Below are 14,488 nucleotides of genomic sequence, written 5' to 3' on the forward strand. Positions count from 1 at the left end.
CTCAACGGACGAGCCAGAAAACGATTCAACTGGGACAACCCCACCAACCGAGTTAACCAACTACTACTGTCACCACCAACAGAATCCACTGTTGCAACCAAACCTTGAAACCGCCTCGCACTTCCTCGCGTCAGCGTCGATCTCGGCGAGATGAGATGAGACGAGACGAGACGAGACGAGACGAGGTGGGACGCTAGCGCGACAGGCGCGAAACCACGTCGGCAACAACAGCATCGGTCGCCACGTCGACTTGATCGCCGGTCGTCAGGTCTTTGATCCCCACCGTGCCGGCCTCGATGTCGCGGTCACCGGCCACCAGCGCCAGCCGCGCGCCAGACCGGTCGGCCGCCCGCATCGCGCCTTTGAGCCCGCGATCACCGTAGGCCAGATCGACCCGCACCCCGGCCGCACGCAGTTGCCCGGCCAGCACCGCCAGCCGCAGCTTGGCCTGCTCGCCCAGCGGAGCGCCGAACACATCGCAACGCGCCGTGATCCCGACCTGCTTACCCTCGGCCTGTAACGCCAACAACGTCCGATCGACGCCGAGGCCGAATCCGATGCCGGACAGGTCTTGTCCGCCGAGCTGACGCATCAGCCCGTCGTAGCGACCACCACCGCCGATACCGGACTGGGCGCCGAGTCCGTCATGGACGAACTCGAACGTGGTCTTGGTGTAGTAATCCAGCCCGCGCACCATCCGCGGGTTGATCACGTACGGCACACCGAGCCCGTCGAGGTGGGCCAGCACGGTGTCGAAGTGCTGCTTGGCCTGATCGGAGAGATGGTCGAGCATCACCGGGGCGTCAGCCGTCATCGCCTTGATCTCAGGACGCTTGTCGTCGAGCACCCGCAGCGGATTGATCTCGGCGCGCTTGCGTGTCTCTTCATCGAGGTCGAGGTGAAACAGGAAGTCCTGCAACAGTTCCCGATACTGGGGCCGGCAGGTGTCGTCTCCCAGCGACGTGATCTCCAAGCGGAATCCGTCGAGGCCCAGCGATCGGAATCCGGCGTCGGCGACAGCGATCACCTCGGCGTCCAGGGTGGGGTCGTCGACGCCGATCGCTTCCACACCGACTTGCTGCAACTGACGGTAGCGGCCCGCCTGTGGACGTTCGTAGCGGAAGAACGGACCGGCGTAGCAGAGCTTGACCGGCAACCCGCCACGGTCCAGACCGTGCTCGATCACCGCGCGTACCACCCCTGCGGTGCCCTCCGGGCGCAGCGTCACCGAGCGTTCGCCGCGATCGGCGAAGGTGTACATCTCTTTGGACACCACGTCGGTCGACTCGCCCACCCCGCGGGCGAACAGCGCGGTGTCCTCGAAGATCGGCAACTCGATATCGCTGTATCCGGCTGTGCGGGCGGCGTCGAGCAGCGCCGCGCGAACGGCGACGAACCGGGCCGAGTCCGGCGGGTAGTAGTCAGGTACGCCCTTCGGCGCGGAGAACTCGGTCAATTGCCCCGCTCCTGCTTTTCCATCCGCATCGCACTGCCCTGTTCGGCGGCACCGGCGGTCACGGGCTGAGCCCCTCGATGTACGGGTTGAACCGCCGCTCCTCGCCGATGGTGGTGGAGTTGCCATGACCTGGCAGTACCACGGTGGCGTCGTCGAGGACCAACAGCTTTTCGACGATCGAGCGCAACAGATCCCGTCCGCTGCCGCCGAACAGATCGGTGCGCCCAACCGATCGCTGGAACAACGTGTCGCCGGTGAACGCCATCTCCTTATCGCCGCTCACCCGGAACACCACCGACCCCCTGGTGTGGCCCGGCGTGTGGTCGACGGTGACGCTGATGCCGGCCAGATCGATCTTGTCGGAGTCACGATCCAATTCGATCACCTGCTTGGGCTCCCGGAAGATCGCCGCGAGCAGCAGTTGGCCGATCTTCGGCCCGAAATCTTTGATCGGGTCGGTCAGCATGAATCGGTCTTCGGGGTGGATGTACGTCGGGCAACCGAAGGTGTCGGACACCTTCTGCGCCGACCAGATGTGGTCGATGTGGCCGTGCGTGAGCAGCACCGCCGCCGGAGTCAGCCGATTGGTGTCCAGGATGCGCCGCAACTGACCCATGGCGCGCTGGCCGGGGTCGACGACGATGGCGTCGGCGCCGGGGTGCGGCGCCAGCACGTAGCAATTGCACTGCAGCAACCCGGCGGGAAATCCCGTGATGAACACGAGGTCCAGTTTCCCATCTCGCCGACCGCGGACGGGTCGCGCCACCCCTGTTGAGCGTGAACTGGCACACTCGGTCTGATTCAAACCCGCGATCATGAAGGGACAGGCGGTGCCGAGTAACGAACAGCGACGTGCAGCAGCCAAGCGCAAATTGGAGCGGCAACTCGAACGCCGCGCCCAGCAAGCCCGTCGTCGTCGCACTCTGGCCATCGTCGGAGGATCGGTTGCAGCCGTGGTCGTGGTCGTCGCGATCGTGGTCACCGTCGTCCTGAGCAGTCACGACGACAAGAAGGCGACCGCCGCCGGCGAGACGTCGACCAGCTCCGCACCTCCCCCGGCGGGCGCGGCCCTGCCGCCCTTCAAGCCGGCCGCCGATCTCGGCGCCAACTGCCAGTACCCGCCGGCCGAGGCGGCGGCCAAGCAGGTGAAGCCACCCAGGACCGGCAAGGTGCCCACCGACCCGGCGCAGGTCAGCGTCAGCATGGTCACCAACCAGGGCCACATCGGCTTGCTGCTGGCCAACAATGAATCGCCCTGCACCGTAAACAGTTTCGCGAGCCTGGCGCAGCAGAAGTTCTTCGACGACACCAAATGCCACCGCCTCACCACGGGAGCGTCATCGTCGATCCTGCAGTGCGGCGACCCGAGCGCCGACGGCACCGGCGGACCGGGTTACAAATTCGCCAACGAGTACCCGACCGACCAGTACCCGCCGAACGACCCCGCGGCGCGCGAGCCGGTGATCTATCCTCGCGGCACGCTGGCGATGGCCAACAGCGGGCCGAACACCAACGGCAGCCAGTTCTTCCTGGTCTACAAGGACACCCTGTTGCCACCCGACTACACAATTTTCGGGAAGATCCAGCAGGACGGCCTCGCCACCCTGGACAAGATCGCCAAGGGCGGCGTCGCCGGGGGCGGCGAAGACGGCCCGCCGGCCACTGAGGTCACCGTGACATCGGTACTACTGGACTGAGGACGATGAAAATCACCCGAATCGTGGCCGCCCTGGGCATCGTCGCGCTGGCCGTCACGGTGGCGTCATGCACCCACCGCCACTCCGGCTCGTCGGCCGCGAGCTCGTCGAGCAGTGCCGCGCCGCCGCCCACCACCACCCTGCCTCCGGTGGCACCGGTGACCGGGCCGAAGCTGCCGCCGTTCTTTCCGTCACCCGCCGTGGGCGCGAATTGTCAGTATCCGCGGACCAACGAGACAGGCGGCAAACAGGCGGCCCCGCCGCCCAGCGGCAAGGCGTCGACCGAACCCGCCCAAATCGGCCTGACCATCGTCACCGATCGCGGCCGGATCGGGCTGGAGCTCGCAAACAACGAATCGCCCTGCACCGTAACCAGTTTCGTCATGCTCGCGCACCAGGCGTATTTCGACAACACCGAATGCCATCGGCTGACGACTGCGCGTGCGCTGTCGGTGTTGCAGTGCGGGGACCCCAAAGGTGACGGAACCGGTTCCCCTGGTTATCAATTCGCCAACGAATTTCCGACCATTCAGTATCCGCCCGGCGACCCGGCCCTGCAGCAGCCGGTCGTATATCCCAGAGGCACACTGGCGATGGCCAACGCCGGGCCCGGCACCAACGGCAGCCAATTCTTCATGGTCTACCGGGACTCGCTGCTGCCGCCCAATTACACGGTGTTCGGCACGATCAGCAACGCCGGGCTTGCCGTCATAGACAAGATCGCCTCGGGTGGCGTCGCCGGCGGCGGCGACGACGGCAAACCCGCCAACGAAGTCACGATCACCTCAGCCCGCCGGGACTGACCGCTCGAGGTAGTTGCGGGCGGCAGCCCGGATGGCGTCTTCGGTGGGAGCGGGATGCCAGCCGAGTTCCCGAGTCGCCTTGGCGTGACTGGCCGGGGAGGTCAACTCCACCAGCCGCGCACTCTGCATGCTGATCGGAAAGTCTTTGCGCAGCATCGCTCCCGCCGCATCGGACAGCCGGGCGAATCCGTACATCGCCGCCATCGGCAGGCCGAGTCGCGGTGGACGGGCACCGACGGCCTGCGCGGCGATGGTCACCAATTCGCGCTGGCTCATGTAACGCTCGGAGATGATGTAACGCTGCCCGACGCGCCCACGCTGCGCGGCCAGCAGCAGACCGTCGGCCGCATCGTCGATGCCGACCACTTCCGACCCGACGCCGCGTACATAGAACGGCAGCTTGCCCTGCGCCGCGAATTTGACGAACATCCCTTGCCGCGGTTGCCAATCGGGCGGACCGTACGGGTTCGACACATTGACGACCACGGCCGGCAGGCCGTGATCAGCTACGTAAGTCAGTACCAATTGCTCTGCGGCGCGACGTGATTCGATATAGCTGCCGGCCTGATCGGCCCAGTTGAACGGGGTGTCTTCGTCGACGGTTTCGCCGTTGCGGCCGACCGCGATGGTGCCGATGGTGCTCAGGAAGACGAACCTGTGCAGATTCGCCCTGATCGCCACGTCGAGGACGTGCCGGAGGGCCTCGACGTTGGTGCGGAACAGCGGCGCGGGATCACGCAGTTCGGCCCGCGTGTCGACCACGCAGTAGTAGACCACGTCGCGGTCCGCCATCGCGTCGGCGACCGCGGCGCTGTCCACCAGGTCGCCGTAGCGGCGTTCGACGTCGAGCCCGTCGATACCCTTGGTAAAACTCGTCTTTCGCAGCAGCACCCGGACATCGGCACCGTCGGCGGCGAGGTGGCGGGTCACGCAGGCACCCACGTTGCCGCTGGCGCCCATCACCAGCGCGCGCTGTCCGGCCAACGTCACCCGTCAGGCCGCTGACGTCACCCGGTAGACGTCGTAGACGCCTTCGACATTACGGACCACGTCGAGCAGGTGTCCCAAGTGCTTGGGATCACCCATCTCGAATGTGAAGCGGCTGATCGCAACCCGGTCACCGGCCGAGGTGGTCACCGACGCCGACAGGATGTTCACCCGCTCGTCGGCCAGCACCCGGGTCACGTCGGAAAGCAGCCGGTGCCGGTCGAGCGCTTCGACCTGGATGGCCACCAGGAACACCGACGACGGTGACGGCGCCCAGCGCACCTCGATGATGCGCTCGGACTGCTGCTGTAGGGAAGTGGCGTTGGTGCAGTCGGTGCGGTGCACGCTGACTCCCCCACCACGGGTGACGAAACCGAGAATCTCGTCGCCGGGCACCGGTGTGCAGCACTTGGCCAATTTCGTCAGCACACCGGGTGCGCCCGGAACCGCGACGCCGACGTCATCGCTGCGCGGGCGGCGCGGAATGGTGGTGAGGGTGGAGCGCTCGGCCAGATCTTCCTCGGCCTGGTCGATCCCGCCGAGTTCGACCAGCAGACGTTGCACCACATGCTTGGCCGAGATGTGGCCCTCGCCCACCGCGGTGTAGAGCGCCGAGACGTCGGTGTAGTGCAGCTCATTGGCCACCGCGGCCATCGAACCGCCATTGACCAATCGCTGCAAGGGAAGTCCGCCACGGCGCACTTCCCGGGTGATCGCGTCTTTGCCGGTTTCGAGCGCCTCTTCACGGCGCTCCTTGGCGAACCACTGCCGGATCTTGGTCTTGGCGCGCGGTGAGACCACGAACTGCTGCCAGTCGCGGGACGGCCCGGCGTTGGCCGCTTTCGATGTGAAAACCTCGACGACTTCACCGTTTTCCAGCTGACGTTCCAGCGCCACCAGCCGGCCGTTGACCCGGGCGCCGATGCAGCGGTGGCCCACCTCGGTGTGGACGGCGTAGGCGAAGTCCACCGGGGTGGATCCGGTGGGCAAGGTGATCACGTCACCCTTGGGGGTGAACACGAAAATCTCTTGTACCGCAAGGTCGTAACGCAGCGACTCGAGGAACTCGCCGGGGTCGGCGGCTTCCCGCTGCCAGTCGAGCAGTTGACGCATCCAGGCCATGTCGTCGATTTCGGCGGCGGCCTGCAGGTGCGGGACTCCGTTGCGGCCCTTGGTCTCCTTGTAGCGCCAGTGCGCGGCGATGCCGTACTCCGCGGTGCGGTGCATGTCGCGGGTCCGGATCTGCACTTCCAGCGGCTTGCCCTCGGGCCCGACGACCGTGGTGTGCAGCGACTGGTACACCCCGTAGCGCGGCTGGGCGATGTAGTCCTTGAACCGTCCGGCCATCGGCTGCCACAGCGAATGCACTACGCCCACAGCGGCATAGCAGTCCCTGATCTCGTCGCACAGAATGCGGATGCCGACCAGGTCGTGGATGTCGTCGAAGTCGCGGCCCTTGACGATCATCTTCTGGTAGATCGACCAGTAGTGCTTGGGCCGACCCTCCACCACCGCGCTGATCTTCGACCCGGTGAGGGTGGCGATGATCTCGGCGCGGACCTTGGCCAGATAGGTGTCGCGCGACGGCGCCCGGCCGGCGACCAGCCGGACGATCTCCTCGTACTTCTTCGGATGCAGGATTGCGAAGGAGAGGTCTTCCAGCTCCCATTTGACTGTCGCCATCCCGAGCCGATGCGCAAGTGGCGCAATGACTTCCAGTGTCTCACGCGCCTTGCGGGCCTGCTTCTCCGGCGGCAGGAATCGCATGGTTCGCATGTTGTGCAGCCGGTCGGCCACCTTGATCACCAGCACCCGCGGGTCGCGGGCCATCGCGGTGATCATCTTGCGGATCGTCTCGCCCTCGGCAGCACTGCCCAGCACCACCCGATCGAGCTTGGTCACCCCGTCGACGAGGTGACCGACCTCGTCGCCGAAGTCTCCCGACAACGCTTCCAGGGTGTAGCCGGTGTCCTCGACGGTGTCGTGCAGCAGGGCCGCCACCAGCGTGGTGGTGTCCATGCCCAACTCAGCCAGGATGTTGGCCACCGCCAGCGGGTGGGTGATGTAGGGGTCTCCCGAATGACGGAGCTGGTCGGCATGCCGCCGCTCGGCCACCTCGTAGGCCCGCTGCAGCAGCGACAGGTCGGCTCTGGGGTACACCTCACGGTGCACCGCGACCAGCGGTTCCAGCACCGGGCTCAGCGTGCTGCGTTGCGCGGTCATGCGGCGCGCCAGCCGGGCCCGGACCCGGCGCGAGGCGCTGCTGGGTGCCTTGAGGCCTATTCCCTGCTCGGTCGAGCGCGGAATGTCGGCCAGCTGCAGCGGCTCAGTAGGCGGCTGTATCGCCGTCCCCTTGTCCTCCGCCACGCCCCTCACCTCCGAAGCTCAGGATAACGCCCGGCGCCGGATCCCCGGCGTCATTGCATCCGCCGTCAGAACACCCCGACGCTGTGCACCGGCAGTGGTGCGATCGTGTCGCGACCGCCGAGTCCGGCGAGTTCGATCACCACGGCGGCGGTCAGCACGTCCGCGCCGGCCTGCGTGAGTAGCCGATGAGCGGCCGCGATGGTCCCGCCGGTGGCCAGAACGTCGTCGACGATGACAACGCTGGAGCCGCTCAAGTGGATTCCGTCGGCGGGCAGCTCCAGGCTCGCGGTGCCGTACTCGAGCTGGTAGTGCTCGCTGCGGACCGGCGGCGGCAGCTTGCCGGCCTTGCGGATGGCCAGCACGCCGATGCCGAGCCGGGCGGCGACGGCGCCGCCGAGCAGGAATCCGCGTGCGTCGATCGCGGCGATCACCTCGCTGCCCGACGCAACGTCGGCCAGTTCCTCGGTGACCGCGGCCAGCCCGGCGGGGTCGGCGAACACCGGGGTCAGGTCCTTGAACTGGATGCCCGGCGAGGGAAAGTCGGCGACCTGCCGGGTCAGCGCGGCGACCAGGTCTGCCGCGCTCACCGGACCAGCACCCAGCGGTCCATGTTCCAGCCGGCGCCCCAGCGACTGGGATTGGTTCCGACGGCGTACATCTTCTTCGACGCCAGCAGAGTCCGCTGCTGGCGGTAGAGCGGCAGCGTCGGCATGCCGGCCCACAACACCGGCGCGCCCTCGGCGAGCAGGCGGACCAGATCGGCCGGGTCGGCCGACACCGCGAGCGAACCGATGATCCCGTCGATCTGGCCGTTGGTGTATCCGGACACGTTGTTGCCGTTGCCGGTGTGCAGGGCGTAGGCATCCATCGCCGACGAGCCGCTCGAACCGCTGCCGGTGGCCCCGCCGGTGCTGGCCAGCAAGACGTCGATCTTGCCTTCTTTGAGCGCCTGGGGGCCGACCGAGTCCGACGTGACGTCGGAGACCGTGATGCCGGCCGGGCCGCAGGCCTTGGCGATCGCACCGACGATGGCGGCCAGGCGCGCGTTGGGCCCCCGATAGCCGATCCGCACCGGCAACGGTTTGTTCTTCAGCTCCGCGCGGGCCGCAACCGGGTCCGCTTTGATGAATTGTGCTGCCTGGGGCACGTTTTCGGCTTGGCCGATGGCGTCGTCGGCGGCGGTGTGCAGACGCGCGTTGGCGATCGGCGCCTGGGCGTCGCGGGCGATCACATCGCGCGGAGTGCACAGGGCGACGGCGCGACGGGCCGCGATGTCGGCCAGCGGACCGGTCGGGGCGAAGATCAACTGTTCGATGCCGTCGGCCGGCGCGTCGGTGCGGCGGTAGTTGTCGGGAGTGGCCAGCGCGCCCGAGGAACCGGCGGCCACGTCGACGACGTCGGCGCTTCTGTCGTTGACCCGATCCTGGATGTCGGCTTTCTGCGGCCACACCGTGACCCGCTTGGTCAACGGCTTGGTGCCCCACCATTTGTCGTTGGCGACCAGGACGATGGCACCGCCGTCGAGCACCGACTCGATCTTGTACGGCCCCGACGACGGTAAATGCTTGGCGATGGCGGAATCGTTGCCCGGCTTGAGATTCCACGTGGTGTTCCACAGCTGCGCGATCCGCGCGACAACCGGAGCGTTGTTGGTGAGCAGCGCGGTGGTGACGTCGACGCCGAGCTCGTCGGCGATGACGTGCGACGGCAGGACCGTGGTCGCGGTGAAAAGCTGGTTGTAGTCGACGATGTTGCGGTCGGGGGCGAACGACACCCGCGCCCTCTTCTGGCCCGGCTGGCAGTCGATCGACGTGACATCGACGTAGCCCGCCTGGCTGGCGGCATCGAAGCCGGGATACCGGCCGGACTGGGCGGCCCACGTCAACACCAGATCGTCGCAGGTGACCTGCTTTCCGTCGGAATAGACGGCGTTGTCGGCGATTTGATAGTCGAGCACCAGGGGCGAACCACCGACGAGCGAGATGGAGCCGAAGTCGTGATCGGCGATGACCTGACCATCGGGCCCGTGGTAGCCGAATCCGGTCAGCGTGCGGGCGAACGCCTGCGCTCCCGCGGACGCCGCTCCGCCCACCGTGTTGGTGTTGTAGGTGTCCAACGCGCCGTCGACCACGTAGTCCACCTGCCCCGCGGCGCTGCCGGAGCATCCGGTCAGCACACCGGGTGCGGCCACCGCCAGCGCGACCACCAGACAACAGGCGGACAACCGCCGACGCCAGGCAGTCATCGGTCTAGCGTTTGTTCTGTTTGCCGGTCGGACGCGAGTGGCGGCCCGCCGCATGCCGTGCGGGCCGGGCACCCGGCGCCGGCTTGCTGGGCGCGGGCCCACTGGTGTCGACCAGGGGCGACACCGCCGCGGGCTCGACGTTTTCGTCATCGCTCGATTCGACGCGCACCCGGGCTCGCTGCTGCGCCTTCTCCGGCGTCTTCCCCGCGTCCGGACCCCGCCGGCGCAGTACCCGGCGCGTGTGGGTCTGCACCAACTCGGTGCGCTCACGCAGCGTGACCAGCAGCGGCGTCGCAAAGAAGATCGACGAGTAGGTGCCGACGAGGATGCCGATCAGCTGGACCAGGGCCAGGTCCTTCAGCGTTCCGACACCGAGCAGCCAGACGGCCACCACCATCAGGGCCAGCACCGGCAGGGTGGAGATCAGGCTGGTGTTGATCGACCGCATGAAGGTCTGGTTGACGGCGAGGTTGGCCTCCTCGGCGAAAGTCCGCCGGGTGGTGTGCTGGAAGCCGTGGGTGTTCTCTTCGACCTTGTCGAACACGATCACGGTGTCGTAGAGCGAGAAACCCAGGATCGTCAGCAGGCCGATCACGGTGGCCGGGGTGACCTCGAAACCCACCAGTGAATAGATTCCGGCGGTGACGGCCAGGTCGAAGACCATTGTGGTCAGTGCCGAGATGGCCATGAACCGCTCGTACCGGACGGTGATGTAAAGGCTGACCAGCACCAGGAACACCACCAGAGCGATCACCGCCTTCTTGGTGATCTGCCCGCCCCAGGTCGAGGACACCGCCGAGTCCGAAATGGCTTTCTTGCTGGGTTGCCCGTCGGCGCCCTTGGGCTGGTACTTCTCGAACAGCGCGTCGCGCAGCTTCTCGGTTTTGTCGTTGGTCAGGGTCTCCGACCGGATCTGAACCGTCGCCGAGGAACCGCTGCCGACGACCACCACCGACTCCGGGTCGTGTCCCAACGCCTGCCGGAACACCTCCTCGACCTGGCTGACGGTGGCGGTTCCACGCGGGAACGAGACGGTGGTACCGCCCTTGAAGTCGATGCCGAAGGTGAAGCCGCGCAACAGAATACTGAGAATCGCGATCGCGACGATTGTTCCGCTGACCGCATACCAGAGCCGGCGGCGGCCGACGACCTCGAAGGCGCCGGTACCGGTGTAGAGCCGGGACAGGAAGTTGTGCTGCGGCAGGACCGCGGTGTCACTCCCGCTTGCCCGCACGACGCGCGCGCTGTCCTTGGTGATCTCCACGGCGGCCGAGCCGTCAGTGGCGTTCTTGTCGGTGTTCGACGCCATCTCGCTACCCCCGTCCCGTCGCGTAAGACCCGGTGGCCGCCGCGCGCTCCCGCGCGACCTGCTGCACCGCGCCCAGACCGTTGAATGCCGGCTTGGCCAGGGTCTTGGAGTTGCCCGCCAGGGACACCAGCGGATAGGTCACCAGGAACACCACCAGCGTGTCGAGCGCGGTGGTGAGCCCCAGCGTGAAGGCGAACCCCTTGACCTGGCCGATCGCCAGGAAGTACAGGACGGCAGCGGCCAGGAAGGTGACGGCGTTACCGGACAGGATCGTCCGGCGGGCCCGCCCCCAGCCGCGCGGGATGGCCGACCGGAACGATTTGCCGTCGCGTATCTCGTCTTTGATCCGCTCGAAGAACACCACGAAGGAGTCGGCTGTCGTACCGATACCGATGATCAGACCCGCGATACCGGCCAGGTCCAGGGTGTAATTGATATACCTGCCGAGCAGCACCAGAATCGCGAAAACCATTGCCCCGGAGGCGGCCAGCGACAAGCCCGTCAGCACACCCAGCGCCCGGTAGTAGAGCAGCGAGTACAGCAGCACCAGGCTCAGTCCGATCGCGCCGGCGATCAGTCCGGCCCGAAGCGACGTCAATCCCAGTGTCGCCGAAACGGTTTGCGCTTCCGACGCCTCGAAGGACAGCGGCAGCGAACCGTACTTGAGGACGTTGGCCAGCTCCTTCGCCGAGCTGGCGGTGAAAGGCGGGTCGCCGCCGTTGATCTGGGTGCGACCGCCCGGAATGGCCTCCCGGATCTGCGGCGCGCTGACCACCTGGGAGTCCAGCGTGAACGCGGTCTGCGTCCCGACGTGAGCTGCGGTGAAGTCCGCCCAGGTGTTGGCCGCGCCGCTCTTGAACTGAACGTCGACGATGTAACCGCCGCTGCGCTGGTCCATGCCCGAGCTGGCGTTCTCGATCTGGTCGCCGCTGATGATCGACGGCGCCAGCAGGTAGGCCTGCTTGTGCTCCTTGTCGCAGGTCACCAGTGGCAGGGCAGGGTCGTCGTTACCGGCCAGGATGTCTTCCTGGAAGCAGCGGGTGGCCTCGTATTGCAGCGCCAGGAACTGGACGCCCTTATTGGTGCTCTGCCGCCACTCCCGCTCCTTGGCGATCCGTTCGGCGAGGTCTTTGCGCGGATCGGGCGGACCCGGCTTGACCGGCGGAATCACCGGTTGGTCGGGCTGGGCCGTGGGCGCCGGAGACGTCTCGGGGCCCGGTGACTGCGGCGACTTGGGGGCGGTCGCGTTCGGCTGCACCGGGGCGGTCGTCGAAGGCGTCTTCGGCGCGGTCGGCTGGGAGGGGTTCGGCGACGCCGGGGTGGGCGTCGGGGGGTCCTGCGGATACGGCCGCGGCTGGGCCGGGACGGCGGGGCTGCCCGGCAACAGAGGCAGGTCGCCGGGTAATCCAGAGCCGAACCCGGGGTCCAGCTCAGGACCCGTCCCCGGCGCGGGCCCACCGGGAGGAACCAGGCCGGGCTGAGCGCCGGGTGCGGGTGCGCCGGGCGCCGCTCCGGGCACCTGTGCCCCCGGGCCTCCGGGCAGCCCACCAGGTTGCGGCAGACCCGGTGCGCCCGGCCTGCCGCGCGGCCCCCTGGGGACACCGCCCCGCGGGGCAGGCAGCCGGGGGCCGCCCTGCTGCGTTCCCGCAGTGTCCACGGGCAGTGCGTTGATGACGGGACGGATGTACAGCCGCGCGGTCTGACCGAGGTTGCGCGCCTCGTTGCCGTCCGTTCCGGGCACGGTGATCACCAGGTTGTCGCCGTCGACGATCACCTCGGAGCCCGACACCCCCAGGCCGTTGACCCGGGCGCCGATGATCTGTTGCGCCTGCGAGAGCGCTTCACGCGTCGGCCGCGACCCGTCGGGCGTGCGCGCGGTCAGCGTGACACGGGTGCCGCCCTGCAGGTCGATGCCGAGTTTCGGGTCGGCCTTCTTGTTACCGGTCAGGAACACCAACAGGTAGACGCCGATCAGCAGAACCAGGAATACTGCCAGGTAGCGGCCTGGGTGCACCGGCGCCGATGGCGATGCCACGTGTTGAGTCTCCTCCGCTTATGCGCGATGCGCTGTGGTGCGGGGCGCTGCCCCGCCGTTCGCTCCCCGCGCCCCGATCAGTTCCACTGCACCGGAAAGGGTACGTGGCGGGCCGTCGACCTCAGTCGTTGGGCAGTCGGCCCGGATCGTCGGCCAGCTCGCCGAGTTCGCTGTCGTCGTCGTCCGGAGCCTCCGGCTCGACACGGCCCGCGACCGCCAGCTTGGACCAGGTCGTCGTCACGCCCGGAGCGATCTCGAGGTCGACGGTGTCGTCGGTGAGCTGGGTGATGGTGCCGTGCAACCCCGAGGTCGTCTGCACCCGGTCACCGATGCTCAGCGACTCGTGCAGGTCGATCGTTTCCTGCATCGCGCGCTTCTGCCGGCGCGACGCAAAAAACATGAACGCCCCCAAGACGATCAGCATCGGTAGGAAGACAACCGTTTGGTTCATGAAGGCAAGGATCTTTCGTCGAGGTCGAGTGACGGTCACCAGTGTGCCATCAGGGCGTCGACATGCTTGATCATTGAGCAATGCAACTGATCGAGGCATTGCGCACCACCGGGGCCGTGCGCGAGTTCACCGATCGCGATGTCGACGACGTCGTGTTGGGCCGGGTGCTCGACAATGCTCGGTTCGCGCCCAGCGGAAGCAACGCGCAGGCCTGGCGGGTGGTGGTGGTGAAGGACGCCGCCAACCGTCGCCGACTGCGGGACTGCTATCTACGGGGCTCCCGGGAATACCTGGCTCTCGCGGCCGCCGGTCTGCGGCCCTGGTCGCCGACCAACGACCGCGACGCCGAAGCCCGCGCGCTGGCCGCCGAAAACCCAGCTGCGCCAAACGGTTTCGCTGAGAAGTTCGACGAGGCACCGGTATTGCTGGCATTGTTCGCCGATCTGTCGATGCTGGCGGCGATCGATCGCGACGCAAACCGCTACACCTTCGCCGCCGGCGCATCGATCTACCCGTTCGCCTGGAACGTCCTGCTGGCGGCCCGCGAGGAAGGGCTCGGCGGGGTGATCACCACGATCGCGATCCGCGCAGAGGATGAGGTGAAAGACATTCTGCGAGCGCCGGATCCGCTGGCGTTGGCCGCGGTGATCGCGTTGGGCTACCCGGTGCGGCAACCTCGCCGACTTCGCCGCGAACCGGTGAGCTCCTTTGTTACCGTCGATTCGATCGACGGCCCCGTCTTCGAGGTTTAGACCGAGCCGCAACGTGGCAAGAGTGAAATGGCTGTTTTCAGTTCATTCACAGTGGCTATCGAGGAGGTCCGAAGTGAAAAACCTTATTGGCCGATTGGCCAGCTCAGTCGCTCTAGTAGGAGCAGCCGTGGCGTTCGCAGCTCCGGCCGTGGCTGACCCGCCGAACTGCGAGGCCGGCCAGTATTTTGACGGCTACCGAAACACGTGCCAGCCGATTGGTGTGGGTCCGGCGAAGAACTGTCCCCCCGGCCAGTGGTGGGACCCCAACGGCGACGTCTGCCGCGAACTCGGTCACACCGCGGCCGGCTGATCCAACCCTCGCCCCCGGCGTTCGGCGCGGCCGCGGATTCACCCGCTCGACATCTCGTCGAGCCTCGCGGCCTGCG

12 protein-coding genes and 1 pseudogene are annotated in these 14,488 nt (G+C 67.2%); 4 read left to right on the forward strand and 9 right to left on the reverse strand.

What is annotated here, in order from left to right; translation table 11 throughout:
• Window positions 1-193 precede the first annotated feature (193 nt).
• Window positions 194-1,456: a histidine--tRNA ligase gene (gene hisS, locus CYU59_RS26910; protein ID WP_293004335.1), complete on the reverse strand. Its 1,263-nt coding sequence runs from the start codon at window positions 1,454-1,456 to the stop codon at window positions 194-196.
• 58 nt (window positions 1,457-1,514) lie between these two features.
• Window positions 1,515-2,177, reverse strand: a complete 663-nt coding sequence (locus CYU59_RS26915; protein ID WP_293004336.1) for an MBL fold metallo-hydrolase — start codon at window positions 2,175-2,177, stop codon at window positions 1,515-1,517.
• Between the two features lie 109 nt (window positions 2,178-2,286).
• Between CYU59_RS26915 and CYU59_RS26920 the strand changes: the two genes are divergently transcribed.
• Both CYU59_RS26920 and CYU59_RS26925 read left to right on the forward strand, forming a co-directional pair.
• Window positions 2,287-3,153 carry a peptidylprolyl isomerase gene (locus CYU59_RS26920; RefSeq protein WP_293004337.1) on the forward strand — a complete coding sequence of 289 codons (867 nt, stop codon included), beginning with the start codon at window positions 2,287-2,289 and terminating at the stop codon, window positions 3,151-3,153.
• A gap of 74 nt (window positions 3,154-3,227) precedes the next feature.
• Window positions 3,228-3,956 (forward strand): annotated as a pseudogene (locus tag CYU59_RS26925) (peptidylprolyl isomerase); the annotation flags it as partial.
• Here the strand turns inward: CYU59_RS26925 and CYU59_RS26930 are convergent.
• The 7 genes from CYU59_RS26930 to yajC form a co-directional block, all read right to left on the reverse strand.
• A complete protein-coding gene (locus CYU59_RS26930) occupies window positions 3,939-4,916 on the reverse strand; it encodes an NAD-dependent epimerase/dehydratase family protein (RefSeq protein WP_293004434.1) in 978 nt (325 codons plus the stop codon). The pseudogene CYU59_RS26925 and the gene CYU59_RS26930 sit on opposite strands and share 18 nt — an antisense overlap.
• A gap of 33 nt (window positions 4,917-4,949) precedes the next feature.
• Complete coding sequence (locus CYU59_RS26935) at window positions 4,950-7,310, reverse strand: RelA/SpoT family protein (protein ID WP_293004338.1); 2,361 nt, start codon at window positions 7,308-7,310, stop codon at window positions 4,950-4,952.
• 65 nt (window positions 7,311-7,375) lie between these two features.
• The gene (locus tag CYU59_RS26940) at window positions 7,376-7,897 is read right to left on the reverse strand and encodes an adenine phosphoribosyltransferase (RefSeq protein WP_293004339.1); all 522 of its coding nucleotides are present in this window, start codon (window positions 7,895-7,897) and stop codon (window positions 7,376-7,378) included.
• Window positions 7,894-9,555 carry an ABC transporter substrate-binding protein gene (locus CYU59_RS26945; protein ID WP_293004340.1) on the reverse strand — a complete coding sequence of 554 codons (1,662 nt, stop codon included), beginning with the start codon at window positions 9,553-9,555 and terminating at the stop codon, window positions 7,894-7,896. The genes CYU59_RS26940 and CYU59_RS26945 overlap by 4 nt, the downstream gene beginning before the upstream one ends.
• A gap of 4 nt (window positions 9,556-9,559) precedes the next feature.
• Window positions 9,560-10,864, reverse strand: coding sequence for a protein translocase subunit SecF (gene secF / locus CYU59_RS26950; RefSeq protein ID WP_293004341.1), 1,305 nt, complete (start codon window positions 10,862-10,864; stop codon window positions 9,560-9,562).
• A gap of 4 nt (window positions 10,865-10,868) precedes the next feature.
• Window positions 10,869-12,899, reverse strand: a complete 2,031-nt coding sequence (gene secD / locus CYU59_RS26955; RefSeq protein ID WP_293004342.1) for a protein translocase subunit SecD — start codon at window positions 12,897-12,899, stop codon at window positions 10,869-10,871.
• Between the two features lie 121 nt (window positions 12,900-13,020).
• Complete coding sequence (gene yajC / locus CYU59_RS26960; RefSeq protein ID WP_293004343.1) at window positions 13,021-13,350, reverse strand: preprotein translocase subunit YajC; 330 nt, start codon at window positions 13,348-13,350, stop codon at window positions 13,021-13,023.
• A gap of 80 nt (window positions 13,351-13,430) precedes the next feature.
• Between yajC and CYU59_RS26965 the strand changes: the two genes are divergently transcribed.
• The gene (locus tag CYU59_RS26965; RefSeq protein ID WP_293004344.1) at window positions 13,431-14,102 is read left to right on the forward strand and encodes a nitroreductase family protein; all 672 of its coding nucleotides are present in this window, start codon (window positions 13,431-13,433) and stop codon (window positions 14,100-14,102) included.
• A gap of 127 nt (window positions 14,103-14,229) precedes the next feature.
• Window positions 14,230-14,412, forward strand: a complete 183-nt coding sequence (locus tag CYU59_RS26970; RefSeq protein WP_293004345.1) for a hypothetical protein — start codon at window positions 14,230-14,232, stop codon at window positions 14,410-14,412.
• Window positions 14,413-14,488: the final 76 nt, after the last annotated feature.

Origin of the sequence: Mycobacterium sp., from assembly GCF_002863225.1 — a bacterium.
Classification (GTDB): Bacteria; Actinomycetota; Actinomycetes; order Mycobacteriales; family Mycobacteriaceae; genus Mycobacterium.

Bases quoted from the DNA above. Each gene is read 5' to 3' on its own strand.
- CYU59_RS26965 (WP_293004344.1), top strand. From the start codon at position 13,431: ATGCAACTGATCGAGGCATTGCGCACCACCGGGGCCGTGCGCGAGTTC.
- CYU59_RS26945 (WP_293004340.1), bottom strand. From the start codon at position 9,555: ATGACTGCCTGGCGTCGGCGGTTGTCCGCCTGTTGTCTGGTGGTCGCG.
- secF (WP_293004341.1), bottom strand. From the start codon at position 10,864: ATGGCGTCGAACACCGACAAGAACGCCACTGACGGCTCGGCCGCCGTG.
- CYU59_RS26930 (WP_293004434.1), bottom strand. From the start codon at position 4,916: ATGGGCGCCAGCGGCAACGTGGGTGCCTGCGTGACCCGCCACCTCGCC.
- yajC (WP_293004343.1), bottom strand. From the start codon at position 13,350: ATGAACCAAACGGTTGTCTTCCTACCGATGCTGATCGTCTTGGGGGCG.